General features: G+C 65.3%; 12 protein-coding genes and 1 riboswitch. Of the genes, 5 read left to right on the plus strand and 7 right to left on the minus strand.

Translation table 11 applies throughout. The annotated features are described in order from the left end of the window. Positions 1-229: 229 nt before the first annotated feature. The 3 genes from moaA to Q8K84_RS03030 all read right to left on the minus strand — a co-directional run bounded on the left by moaA (position 230) and on the right by Q8K84_RS03030 (position 4889). A complete protein-coding gene (gene moaA / locus Q8K84_RS03020; protein WP_305280595.1) occupies positions 230-1207 on the minus strand; it encodes a GTP 3',8-cyclase MoaA in 978 nt (325 codons plus the stop codon). Next, a riboswitch (molybdenum cofactor riboswitch) is annotated at positions 1197-1333 on the minus strand. (Overlaps the previous gene by 11 nt.) A gap of 61 nt (positions 1334-1394) precedes the next feature. Beyond that, positions 1395-2570, minus strand: coding sequence for an NnrS family protein (locus Q8K84_RS03025; protein WP_305280599.1), 1176 nt, complete (start codon positions 2568-2570; stop codon positions 1395-1397). Positions 2571-2630: 60 nt separating this feature from the next. Beyond that, positions 2631-4889, minus strand: coding sequence for an adenosylcobalamin-dependent ribonucleoside-diphosphate reductase (locus tag Q8K84_RS03030; RefSeq protein WP_305280602.1), 2259 nt, complete (start codon positions 4887-4889; stop codon positions 2631-2633). Positions 4890-5081: 192 nt separating this feature from the next. On the opposite strand from Q8K84_RS03030, the gene Q8K84_RS03035 reads away from it, so the two are divergent. After that, on the plus strand, positions 5082-5273 hold the full coding sequence (locus Q8K84_RS03035; RefSeq protein ID WP_305280604.1) for a hypothetical protein: 192 nt from the start codon (positions 5082-5084) through the stop codon (positions 5271-5273). A 3-nt stretch (positions 5274-5276) separates the two neighbouring features. On the opposite strand, the gene Q8K84_RS03040 is transcribed toward Q8K84_RS03035, so the two are convergent. Genes Q8K84_RS03040 through Q8K84_RS03050 form a run of 3 tightly spaced genes read right to left on the minus strand, consistent with a single transcriptional unit; the run spans position 5277 to position 7295 of the window. Continuing rightward, positions 5277-6458 (minus strand): molybdopterin molybdotransferase MoeA, encoded by a 1182-nt coding sequence (locus Q8K84_RS03040; protein ID WP_305280607.1) that lies wholly within the window; start codon positions 6456-6458, stop codon positions 5277-5279. Then, positions 6455-6994: a molybdenum cofactor biosynthesis protein B gene (gene moaB, locus Q8K84_RS03045; RefSeq protein ID WP_305280610.1), complete on the minus strand. Its 540-nt coding sequence runs from the start codon at positions 6992-6994 to the stop codon at positions 6455-6457. The genes Q8K84_RS03040 and moaB overlap by 4 nt, the downstream gene beginning before the upstream one ends. A gap of 4 nt (positions 6995-6998) precedes the next feature. Then, positions 6999-7295: a MoaD/ThiS family protein gene (locus Q8K84_RS03050; RefSeq protein WP_305280612.1), complete on the minus strand. Its 297-nt coding sequence runs from the start codon at positions 7293-7295 to the stop codon at positions 6999-7001. A gap of 257 nt (positions 7296-7552) precedes the next feature. Between Q8K84_RS03050 and Q8K84_RS03055 the strand changes: the two genes are divergently transcribed. The 4 genes from Q8K84_RS03055 to hemN all read left to right on the plus strand — a co-directional run bounded on the left by Q8K84_RS03055 (position 7553) and on the right by hemN (position 10650). Continuing rightward, positions 7553-7933 carry a hypothetical protein gene (locus Q8K84_RS03055; protein ID WP_305280615.1) on the plus strand — a complete coding sequence of 127 codons (381 nt, stop codon included), beginning with the start codon at positions 7553-7555 and terminating at the stop codon, positions 7931-7933. A 42-nt stretch (positions 7934-7975) separates the two neighbouring features. Then, positions 7976-8497, plus strand: a complete 522-nt coding sequence (locus tag Q8K84_RS03060; RefSeq protein ID WP_305280618.1) for an SRPBCC domain-containing protein — start codon at positions 7976-7978, stop codon at positions 8495-8497. A 79-nt stretch (positions 8498-8576) separates the two neighbouring features. Beyond that, on the plus strand, positions 8577-9221 hold the full coding sequence (locus Q8K84_RS03065) for a DUF542 domain-containing protein (RefSeq protein ID WP_305280620.1): 645 nt from the start codon (positions 8577-8579) through the stop codon (positions 9219-9221). 43 nt (positions 9222-9264) lie between these two features. Continuing rightward, complete coding sequence (gene hemN, locus Q8K84_RS03070) at positions 9265-10650, plus strand: oxygen-independent coproporphyrinogen III oxidase (protein ID WP_305280623.1); 1386 nt, start codon at positions 9265-9267, stop codon at positions 10648-10650. A gap of 201 nt (positions 10651-10851) precedes the next feature. Here hemN and Q8K84_RS03075 read toward each other — a convergent pair whose 3' ends face one another. After that, a complete protein-coding gene (locus Q8K84_RS03075; RefSeq protein ID WP_305280626.1) occupies positions 10852-11475 on the minus strand; it encodes a TIGR02281 family clan AA aspartic protease in 624 nt (207 codons plus the stop codon). Positions 11476-11506: the final 31 nt, after the last annotated feature.

Consider the following 11506-nt stretch of genomic DNA (forward strand, 5'->3'; position numbering starts at 1 on the left):
CGCTCACCGATCGTCCCCCTTGCCGTGACCGAGCCAAATCTCGGTGAGCCAGGGATAGGACGATCTATAGTCTAGGCTGATTGATGCGGATCAATTGCTGCAGTGCGCAACAACAATTCAGACAGAATGTCGCAGCAATACATGGTGATGGAAGAATATACACAAGGCTATGATTGATCGACTGGGCGCCTCGGCTTGATAGGTATCAAGCCGAGGCGATGGGTGGCGACTAACCGCCCACCTGTGACAGATTTCGGGTGTTCCCCGTGCGTCCTTCCGCCAGCCGATGGCCGCGAGGCTTGATCCGCAGGGCCGATTCGATGAGCGCCTCGAGGGGCGCGGCGTCATCGCTGCCCAGAAGGTGACGCAGGTCCACCCCATCGTCCCCAAAGAGACAGAGCCTGAGCTTGCCGGCGGCGGTGACCCTTAGCCGGTTGCAACTGTCGCAGAAGCCCGGGGAATAGGGTGCGATGAGCCCAAGGCGACCCACATGGTCTGGATGGCTGAATTCGATCGCGGGCCCATCATCCGCGCCTCGAGAACAGGGGCTCCACCCCCGTTCGGTAAGCCACTGCCGCAAGTGGTCGCCAGGCACATGCTGGTCTTCGAAAAGGGCGACATTGTCGCCGGTGCGCATCAGTTCGATGAAGCGAACGGCTACCGGGCGTGTTCGGACATAGTCAGCGAAGGGCGCGAACCCCTCGCTGATCGCATCGCGCTGCAGGACCGCATTGAGCTTTACGTTGGGCAGGGCGAGCTCCAGGGCGCGCTCCACGCCTTCCAGCACCGAATTCAGACGGTTGTGCCCGGTGATGCGGTGGAAGACCTCGGGATCCAGGCTGTCGACGCTGACATTCAGGTTGGTCAGGCCAGCGGCCGCCCATTCGTCGATATGACGGGCGAGGTTCCACCCATTGGTGGTCATCGCGACCTTGTTGACGCCCGGCAGGGCGCTGAGGCGTCCAATGATCTCGCCCAGGTCTCGACGCACGGTCGGCTCGCCGCCGGTCAGTCGAAACTTCGTGACCCCGCGGTGGCTGAAGACACGGCCGAGTCGCTCGATCTCGAGCGGGGTCATCAAGGCGGGGCCTGCGACCTTCTGATAGCCGTTGGGTAGACAGTAGACACAACGGAAGTTGCACACCTCGGTGAGCGAAATGCGCAGATAGCGGAATCGACGGCCAAAGCCGTCGGCGAAGGTTTCCACGTGAGCCCCTTTCCAAGCACGGGAGACGAGACCGTTTCCGGCCTCACCCTTGCCGCCATGAGCGGCTCGGCGAGCCGCCCGTGGCCAGAGGCTTTAGGGCGACACGCTCGGAGCGTTGCGGCGAGAGAGAAGCGCCGCCAATGAAGACAAGTCTATTTCAGCTTTCCCGGCCCCGGCTTGACGGCCATCAAGCCTGGCCCGCGACCATAGGGCGCGGCCGGGTCAGCATCGGGATGTGGGTGAAGGCGAACAGTCCGAAAGCCAGCGACCAAGCGATGACCGAGGCGCTGAGCAGGACCGGATTGAGCGATCCTGCCGCCGCGGCCACGCGCAAGACCGCCGCCAGATTGATCAGCAGGTAGATCAGTTGCACGCTGCGGTCAGCGGCGAGCGCACGTCCGGTATGCCCTCGGCTGGCGCGCGTCATCACCGCAAGGGTCATGACGCCCACAGCCCCGACCGTGAGGGCGTGGACGCCCAGGGTCGGAGGCACGACAGTGCTGAGTACGCCCAAACCGAGCAGGCCGAGGGCCAGGGCCAGCCACCCGTAGCCGACATGCAGGATCCAGACGAGCGGCTCCTTCAGGGTCCGCCATCCGCCCCAGCGGGCCAGGCGAACGAGGTTGAGCACGCCGACCGCTGACATGGCGCTTCCGGCCAGAACACTGGCGGGCGCGACAAGCCAGGCTGCAAGCGCGCCGGCCGTCGCCAGCAGGACCAGATGATCGAACCGCGACTCCGGACGCGCTGTGGGCGCCTGACCCTGGGCCTTCAACCAGTTGTTGGTGAAGCTGGGAACTATGCGCCCGCCGATCAGGGCGATGAGCAGGGCGATCGCGGCAATTCCCACCCGCCAGGCGATATCGGTGTCCCAAAAGGCCGGGCGCAAATGGAAGACGACATTGCCCAGGGCCATAAGGCTGACCAGCAGGCAGACCGGGGCATTGCGCCAATTGCGCCCCGCCAGCACCTCACGCCAGACTACCGCGGCGAAGACAACGAGGAAGGCGCTATCGATGACGCCGGTGATCACCGACGACAGCCCTGGCGCGAGCATGACGACCCGGCCTGCCACCCACAGACCAAACAGGCCGGCGAGGGGCGCGCCAATGACCGGCATGCGGCCCGTCCAGTTGGGCACCGCCGTCGTGAGGAAGCCGGCGACGATGGCCGCAAGGGCGCCGAACAACATCTCATGGATATGCCACTCACGCGTCAGCCAACCGTCCCCGGCCAGATAGCTCCAGACCCAGAGTGGGGCGGTGATCGACGCCCAGATGGCGCCGCCCAGGAAGAACGGTCTAAAGCCGTAGCTGAAGAGGATTGGGCCGGCATAGGCGCGGCGGCGTGATGCGGTGCTCATGTGATGAGAATGCGCCGCATCTGCGCCATTTGCCTTGACCCCCATCAAGCAGGGGACGCCTCATCCACACTTCGAGTAGCCGCAATCCACGCAGCTTTCGCAGCCTTCGCGTTTGACCAGTTCAAAACCGCCGCACTTGGGGCAGGCGCAGGCCTGTACAGGAAGGGCGTGTGACGGCTCGGCGGGCGCGGGGTCGGCCACCCGGACGACGATGGGCTCCGAGGCGCCTCGCTGCGGCGCCAGGTGCTGCTCAATGACACCGCCAATGGCGGCGAGCAACGAAGGCACATAGCGGCCTTCCATCCACGCCCCGCCACGGGGATCGAACACCGCTTTCAACTCCTCCACGACAAAGGCGATTTCGCCACCCCGGCGGAACACGGCGGAGATCATTCGCGTCAGACCAAGCGTCCAGGCGTAGTGCTCCATATTCTTTGAGTTGATGAAGATCTCAAAAGGGCGACGGCCAGCTTCATCGACGACATCGTTGATCGTCACATAGACGGCGTGGGCGCTCTCTGGCCATTTGAGCTTGTACGTCGCCCCCTCCAGGGCGCGAGGCCGGGCCGGGAGGTCATGCGCTGCGATGACGGGGGCGCCTTGAGCGGCGGGTTCGGCAGGGGGCGTCACCGAGAGCACCGAGCCCGTCACCGCATTGGGCCGATAGGTGGTCAGGCCTTTGCAGCCGAGCCGGTAGCCCTCCAGATAGACATCTCCGAAGGCGTCGAACCCGATGGTTTCAGGGCAGTTGACCGTCTTTGAGATGGAGGAGTCGATCTGCGCCTGGGCGGCGGCCTGCATGCGCAGATGGTCGGCGGGATTGAGCGTCTGAGCGGTGACGAAGATGTCGGCGGGCGGTTCGGCGTCACCATGCAGGCGCTTCCAAAGGGCCAGCGCATAGTCCTCGACCGCCTCCTCGCGGGCGCCCCCGTCAGGTTGACGGACCTTGCGGGTATAGGCGAACGCGAAAACAGGCTCGATGCCAGAGGAGACATTGCCGGCCAGAAGCGAGGTGGTGCCAGTGGGGGCGATGGACGTCAGGCAACCGTTGCGCAATCCGTGACGTGCGATGCGCGCGCGGGTGTCCTCATCCAGGTCGCGCAGGTTTGGCCGGTCAAGAATGGCGGGGTCGTAGAGCGGGAAGGGGCCCTTTTCGGCCGCCAGATCGGCCGAGGCGCGATAGGCTTCGCGCTTGATCTGACCTAGCCATTCGCTCGTCAGGGCGACGGCCGCATCCGACCCATAGGCCGCTCCGCAGAACACGAGCGCATCGGCCAGGCCGGTGACCCCGAGCCCAATGCGGCGTTTGGCCTTGGCTTCAGTCTCCTGCGCCTCGAGGGGGAAGCGCGAAATGTCGATGACATTGTCGAGCATCCGCACCGCCGTGTAGGTCAATTCGCTGAGCTGAGACATGTCCAGCCGCGCGCCGGCGCTGAAGGGCGCTTCAACGAGACGGGCCAGATTGATCGAGCCCAGCAGGCAGGCGCCGTAGGGCGGGAGCATCTGCTCGCCGCACGGATTGCTGGCCAGGATGGTTTCGCAATAGCTCAGATTGTTCTGGGCGTTCACCCGATCGATGAAGATGACCCCGGGCTCGGCGGCGTCATAGGTCGCCTGCATCAGACGCCGCCAGATGTCCTTGGCGGCGACGGTCCGGACGACTTGCCCTTGAAACATCAGAGGCCAGTCCGCATCCGCCTCCAGGGCGGTCATGAAGGCGTCTGTCACCAGGACGGAGAGATTGAAGTTCCGAAGCCGCAGCGGATCACGCTTGGCGTCGATGAAGGCCTCGATGTCCGGATGGTCGATGCGCAGACAGCCCATCATGGCGCCACGGCGCTGTCCTGCTGACATAATGGTGCGGCACATGGAGTCCCAGACATCCATGAAGCTGAGGGGACCGGAGGCGTCGGCGGCCACCCCCCGGACGGGAGCTCCAGACGGGCGAATCGAGGAGAAGTCCATGCCGACCCCACCCCCCTGCTGCATGGTGATCGCCGCCTCACGGACCTGGCCGAAGATGGCTTCCAGGCTGTCGGGGATCTTGCCCATGACGAAGCAGTTGAAGAGCGTGACCGCGCGACCGGACCCGGCCCCCGCCAGAATCCGGCCAGCGGGAATGAACTTGTAGTCCTCCATGGCCGCCCGGAACCGCCCGGCCGCAGCTGCGCGCAAATCCGGCGCCTCCCCCTCGGCGAGGGCGACCGCGACGCGGCGCCAGGTCGCTTCAATGGAGTCGTCGGCCTCCGCGCCCGAGGTGGGTGCGAAGCGATACTTGCTGGACCAGATTTCCTGGGCGAGAGGATTGTCGAACGCCATCAGCCTGTCTCCTGGGTGGGCCGTCCAGGCTGTTCGATTCGCTGCGGCGTGCGACAGGGCCAATACGGTGTCGCAGGGCGCCCAATTCCTGCGGTCGGCCAGGTGATGGACATCAAGCCCCGGAGCCGGCGGCTTCAATGCGCCCCCTGGCGCCCACGCCCATGATGATCTCTCACTCAGGAGATCGCCCAAATGCTTTCCGAGATGCAGATCGTCGAGCGGGAGTTCGCCCGCCGCCCGCCACTGGCTGATGACGACCGTCAGACCCAGACCCCGTCGGCTCCATCCTGCGCGCCCACGCCGAGCCGTCCCGTGCGGTGGCTCCATGCGATGGCCTGGGTGCTGGCGACTCCGTCCGCCGCCGTCCTTCTGGGGCGCACCTGAGAGCTAGAGAGCCAGAATCCTGACCGGGGCTCCCGTCGGCAAACCCGGTGAGGCGGGATCTCGGCGCGCCAGTAGCGTCCATTCTCCCATCACCGCCTGGGCGCTGGAATCCTGATTGTCGCAGGGATGCGCGCCGGCCACGTCCATGCTGGCCCGTACGAACACCTCCCGCTCCCCGGTGGGAGCGAAGGGCCCGCCCGCTGGCACATCGCGCCAGGCCCAGGCCTCTGACGGCGAGCGGCCGGCCAGCGCGGCCAGCAGGGGCGCGAGGAAGAGGCGCGCCGTGACCATGGCGGCGGTGGGATTCCCGGGGAGACCGACCACCAGCCGCCCCCTCGACCGGCCAATCCAGACCGGCTTGCCCGGTTTCATGGCCACCTTGTCGACGATCAGCTCAAGCTGCTCGAAGGCGGCTCTGGCGAAGTCCCTCTCGCCGACCGAGGCGCCCCCGGTCATCACGATGAGATCGGCGCTCGCCTGCTCCTCCGACACCGTGCGGCGCAATATGGCCAGGTCGTCGGGAGCGCGACGACGCCGCACGACGCCCGCGCCCCATCGGCGAGCCAGGCTGGCCACGCCGTAGGACACGCTATCGGGAACACGCCCGGGTCGATCCAGCGCCGTTCCAGGCGCGACGAGCTCATCGCCCGAGGAGATGATGGCGACGCGCGGCCGTCGGCTTACTGAGACCTGCGGCCTGTCTGCCGCTGCAGCGAGCAGGAGGGCGCCCGGATCCATGACCCGCCCCCGCCTCAACAGGACTTGGTGAGCCCGAAAGTCAGACCCCGCCTGTCGAATGTGAGAGCTGGAGAGCTGATCGGGATCCAGCGTGACGCCCTCGACCGTGGTTCGCACCAGTTCTTGGGGCACAACCCGGTCGAAGCCGGCAGGCAAAGGCGCACCTGTAAAGATGCGCGCGCAGACCGCCGCCGGCAGTTCCCCGGGGGGCGCGTCGCCGGCGTAGATTTCGCCGCAGATAGGCCAGACGGTCCGACCTGCCTTCAGGTCGGAGTCGCGGATCGCATAGCCGTCCATGGCCGAAACGGCATGGGCAGGGCTGTCGCAGGCGGCCAGGATGTCCTGCGCCAGGACCCGGCCATCGGCATCCTCCAGCCCCACCGTCTCGGGGTCCAGGGGCTCGGCCAGATCAGCCAGACGGAGGCAGGCTTCGTCAAAGCTGATCATGCACAGACGCCCCGATAGCGCGGGACCTGTCCGACCAGGGAGCACGGGCGGAAGCGGCTGTCGAACTCCTGCGCGAGCACCAGATCCCAGGCGTCGCGGCAGGCGCCGGTGGAGCCTGGAACGCAGAAGATGAAGGTATCCCCGATCTGGCCCGCCAGGGCCCGCGACTGCAGGGTCGACACCCCGACCGTTTCATAGCTGGCCTGGTGAAAGACGACGGAGAACCCGTCCATCTCGCGGCCGAGCAGCGGGCGCACCGCCTCGGGCGTCACGTCCCGCGGCGAGAAGCCAGTGCCGCCGGTGGTCAAGATGACGTCCACCTGTGGGTCAATCGACCAAAGGCGGACCTGACGGCCAATAGCCTCAACCTCATCGGGCACAATGGCGCGGCCGGCCAGTTCATGGCCGGCGTTGGACAGCCGGTCAGCGAGCAGGGCGCCGGAGGTGTCGGTGGTCTCGTTGCGGGTGTCGGAGATGGTCAGAACCGCGATGCGAAGCGGATAGAACGGCAGGCTCTCATCAAGGCCATGCTTCATGGGATCAACCTCCAGAAAACGGAGAGAAAAAGGCGACTTCGGCGCCGGGATGGATATGCGCGCCATCGATGAGGAGCACTTGATCGACGGCCGCCCTGATCCCAGGCGCCGCAAAGGCGGCGGCGGCGGCGGCGTCAGGGAGTTGGGCGGTGATCAAAGCCTTCAGATCATCCAGCGAGACGCCGCCATCCGGCACACGCACTCGGTGGCTGCGCCCCAGTCGGTCGCTGACAGCGCCGAAGAAGAGAACAGTTGTGTTGGCCTCCACCGTCCGGGGCGTCTTCCACATGACATCTGGCATTGTTCGTCCTTCGAGGCCGCAAGACTTGCCGGAGGGTGAATTCTCGCGGCGCTAGCGCTGTATCAGTCCGGCTCGCCGAGAGCTGTCGTGCGCAACATCCCGACCCCGCCTGCGTCACTAGTTAGCCTGCGACCGTCGATATCGGATCGCTCAATGTCATTTGCCGACTGAACCATTATCAATTGAGCGGTTTAACCGCGGCAATGTGATCGGGAGTGACGGGCGGTACAGTTGTGGCAAGTCTAAGGAGGACTGTCATGCGTCTGAATGTTCGACTCGAATCTCTTACCACTGCCGCTGCGGCGATCTCGGCTACGCTTGCCCTGGTGTCCGTCGGCCTGAGCGCGGGCGCCGCCCAAGCTGAATCGGTCGCCGACCTCGCCGTGATGGGCCGGGCCCCGACGACAGTGACCATTCCCTATGCCGGAAGGACTCTTCAGGCGGTGCGGCTGGACGTCCGAGAGGCCGCAGGCGTCGTGTGCGACGCAGCGCTGATCTACGGCGAACTGGAGCCCATGGATCGGCAATGGTGCCGCGACAAGGCGACGGCGCGGACGTTGCGCACCTATGCGAAGCTTCGGGCGCAAAACCTCGCTGAGGCCGCTCCCCTGCAAGTCCGCGTCCTGGCGTCGCGCTGACGCAGGCTGGATGGCCTGATCGGCGAGCAGAACGGTGAACAGATGAGGCTTCCTGTGGGCGCACGCGCGCTCAGGCGCGCTGATGGTCGAGTAGAGGGAGTCCTGGCCCGGGATCTCCCTCACCCGGCCGAAAGGGTTTGGGCCCATCTCATCGCCCCTGAGTTTCTGCCGCTCTGGCTTGCGGAGGGGCGGGTTGAGCCGAGGCTCGACGGGTTTGCGCGCCTGGACTTCGGCCAAAGCGGATCGGCCATCGACAGCCCCGTGACACAAGTCATCCCGTTGCAGGCGCTGGACTATTCCTGGAGCGGGCCGGGGGAGCCGGAACGGCCCTTGCGTTGGCGTCTTCGGGCTGTGGGTCCTGCAGAGACACGGCTTCTTCTGTCTGTGACGACCCCTGAGGCCGACGATCCGGCCCGCGCGCTGGCCGGCTGGGACGCCCATCTGGAGATGCTGGCCGCAGCGCTCGAGGGCGTGCCGATCAAGTTTCCGTTCCAGCACTTTCAAGCCGCGCGCGCAGCGCTGTCGGCTGAGCTGATCGAAGGCGACGTGCAGGCGGCGATGTGACGAAGATCAAGGCGCGCGCGGGCGCCTGCCAAAGGGGGCGGCGGCCTATCGCCCTATAGAGAACTCAACGGAGGTTCTCATGATTTCTCAAGACGCCACCATCCGCGACATCGCCGTTGAACGCCCTGGCGCGACGGCCGTCTTCCGGCGACACAAGATCGACTTCTGCGGCGATGGCGGCGCTTCGCTTTGGCAAGCCGCCCTTCAACGGGGCCTGTCAGTCTCGGAGCTGCAGGCCGAACTCAACGACCTTGCGGCTGGTCACGGCGACCTGCCCGCTGATCCGGACGGCCTGATCTCTCACATCATCAGCCGGTATCACGACGTCCACATGGCGGAGTTGCCCGAGGCCCTGCGCCTGGCGCGACGCGTCGAGGCGGTTCACCGGGCCAAGGCTGACTGTCCGCATGGTCTGGCTGATCACCTGGCGCTGATCTTTGATGAGTTGCAGGGCCATCAACACAAGGAAGAGGCGGTCCTGTTTCCCATGATGCTGCAGGGAGGCGCGCCGATGATCCGCTTCCCCATCGCGCGGATGTTGGCTGAGCACGTTGATGTTGGCGAGCAGTTGGACGAACTGGCCCGGCTGACAACCGATTTCACGCCGCCCGAGGGCGCATGCACCACCTGGCGCGCCCTCTATGAAATGTGCCGGAAGCTGGATGAAGATCTGCGTGAGCACATGCACATCGAGAACAACATCCTATTCCCGAAGTTCGTCTGAGCCCTAGGCTATTGGGGCAATAGTGCAGTCAAAGAAGGCTATCATGGCCCTGGCCAAGGTCGTTCCGTCCCTTGAATCTGATATTGAAAGGGTGCTGAAACACGACGGGCGAGCTCCGAGGTACACGAGCTACCCCACCGCCGTGCAGTTTTCTACGGAAGTCGGCGTAAGCGAATATTGTGACTGGCTGGCCGGCCTTCCACAGGAGATGGCCGTCAGCCTGTATGTCCATGTGCCTTTTTGCACCCGGCTCTGCTGGTACTGCGGCTGCAATACGCGGGTGGTCAATCGACCTGAGCCGATCGGCGAATACGTCCGCTACCTCCTTCGGGAGGTGGAATTGGTCGCCAGAGAACTCGAGGGCCGGCGATCTGCAACCGCGCTGCACCTTGGGGGAGGCACGCCCAACACGCTCACAGTCGAGGAACTTCAGGCGGTCTTTCACGCCCTGGGCCGCGAATTCGCATTTGCTGACAACATGGAGATCGCCGCCGAGCTGGATCCAGCAAGCCTGACCAGATCTTGGGTCGAGGCCGCAGGAGCCTTGGGACTGAACCGTGCGAGTCTCGGGGTGCAGATCCTGGACCCAAAAGTTCAGGCGGCGGTCAACCGCACCGAGACCTTCGAGCAGATCGAAGAGTGCGTGGCGGCGCTGCGGGCGATCAGGGTTCGATCCCTGAATCTCGACCTGATGTATGGCCTGCCTCACCAGACGACCCAAAGCGTGCTGTCGACGATCGACGCAGTCCTGAAGTTTCGTCCCGAGCGCCTAGCCCTGTTTGGCTACGCGCATGTCCCGTGGATGAAATCGCATCAGAAACTGATCGCGGAGTCGGCGCTGCCCGGTCCGGCCGAACGTCTCGAACAGGCGCTGACGGCGGAGGAGAAGCTGGTCGGGGAGGGTTATGTGTCCATTGGCCTGGATCACTTCGCCCTACCGCATGACGACTTGGCCCGCGCTAAGGCCGATCACCGACTGCGGCGCAACTTCCAGGGCTATACGACCGACGCTGCGCGAACGCTGATCGGCTTCGGCGCCTCGGCCATCGGCGCCCTGCCAGGCGGCTATGTGCAGAACCACGCGCAGGAACTGTCCTGGCGACAGGCCATCGACCGTGGCGAGCCACCCGTCGCCCGTGGGGTGGCCGTATCTGAGGACGACAGGTTCCGAGCCGAGATCATTGAGCGCTTGATGTGTGATTTCGCCGTTGATCTAGAGGCGGTGTGTGGCCGCCATCAGGGCAGGAGCACCTTCGAACTGGAAGGCGCCATGGCTCAGCTGCGGTCCTTTCTGGATGATCGATTCATCAGTATCGAGGGAGGCCGCATCGAGGTGCTTCCTGCGGGTCGCCCCCTGGTGCGTTCCATCAGCGCATGTTTCGACACCTATCTTCAGCCGGACGCACTACGGCACTCCCGCGCCGTTTAGTCCTGAGTCACGAGGCGCAAACCTGGAGCGTCACGAGGCTGAGGAGCATTCGCCAACGTGAACGGCTGGACCCGCCGCGCATGGAGCAAGAAGGGCTCGGTGGTGTCTTGGCTCGGCCTTTGAGGGCTGCCATGGCGGTTTCGGTCGGCGAATTGGCCGGCACACCAGTCTCCTGACCTCGATCGACAGGTCTTCTGCGCGTCAGGACGCATCGGTCTCGGCGGGGGGCTCTGGCGTCAGGATCATGGTCTGACCCTCGACCCGCCAGCTGGTCAGGCGGACCAGGACGTTCATGCCCAGGATGTCGACCGGGCCCAGGTTCGGGGAGATGGCGACCTTGAGATCTGTGGCTGTGAGGCCCCCCAACCTGAAATCATCCACCGAAGCGGCCTGGGCCTGGACCACGCCATTGCCGGTGCGGGCGAAGATGGGGGCGAGCCCCGGGGTGGGATCGATGCCGGCGCGCTGCGCGGTCTCCACTGACAGGGTGGTCAGGGTCGCGCCGCTGTCGACCAGCATGCGGGTCTCGACGCCGTTCAAGGTGACATTGGCCCAGAAGTGGCCGTCCGGCGACATGCGCAGGCGCACCTCCTCGCCGGTCACCTCCTGGCTGTCGACGCCGACGCGATCAAGCCACGGCGCCAGCCAGGGCTGGTAGGGCGCCTGTTGCAACAGGAAGAAGGCGCACAGGGCCAGCAGGCCGAACGAGAGGACGGTGTGCAGCGCCTGGCCCACATAGGGCAGGCGCGGCAGGAGGGTCAGCAGCAGGGACGCGCCAAGGGCGTAGACAGCCAGCTGCTGCCAGTAGGGGAGGAGGTCAAGCATCTGTTCGAAACGATAGTCACAGCCTGGATCA

This window comes from Phenylobacterium sp., from assembly GCF_030679875.1.
GTDB lineage: Bacteria > Pseudomonadota > Alphaproteobacteria > Caulobacterales > Caulobacteraceae > Phenylobacterium.

Coding starts and splice junctions, on each gene's coding strand:
- Q8K84_RS03050 (WP_305280612.1), bottom strand. CDS start 7,295: ATGCCAGATGTCATGTGGAAGACGCCCCGGACGGTGGAGGCCAACACA.
- Q8K84_RS03035 (WP_305280604.1), top strand. CDS start 5,082: ATGCTTTCCGAGATGCAGATCGTCGAGCGGGAGTTCGCCCGCCGCCCG.
- Q8K84_RS03025 (WP_305280599.1), bottom strand. CDS start 2,570: ATGAGCACCGCATCACGCCGCCGCGCCTATGCCGGCCCAATCCTCTTC.
- Q8K84_RS03075 (WP_305280626.1), bottom strand. CDS start 11,475: ATGCTTGACCTCCTCCCCTACTGGCAGCAGCTGGCTGTCTACGCCCTT.
- Q8K84_RS03065 (WP_305280620.1), top strand. CDS start 8,577: ATGATTTCTCAAGACGCCACCATCCGCGACATCGCCGTTGAACGCCCT.
- Q8K84_RS03030 (WP_305280602.1), bottom strand. CDS start 4,889: ATGGCGTTCGACAATCCTCTCGCCCAGGAAATCTGGTCCAGCAAGTAT.
- Q8K84_RS03060 (WP_305280618.1), top strand. CDS start 7,976: ATGAGGCTTCCTGTGGGCGCACGCGCGCTCAGGCGCGCTGATGGTCGA.
- hemN (WP_305280623.1), top strand. CDS start 9,265: ATGGCCCTGGCCAAGGTCGTTCCGTCCCTTGAATCTGATATTGAAAGG.
- moaB (WP_305280610.1), bottom strand. CDS start 6,994: ATGAAGCATGGCCTTGATGAGAGCCTGCCGTTCTATCCGCTTCGCATC.
- Q8K84_RS03040 (WP_305280607.1), bottom strand. CDS start 6,458: ATGATCAGCTTTGACGAAGCCTGCCTCCGTCTGGCTGATCTGGCCGAG.
- Q8K84_RS03055 (WP_305280615.1), top strand. CDS start 7,553: ATGCGTCTGAATGTTCGACTCGAATCTCTTACCACTGCCGCTGCGGCG.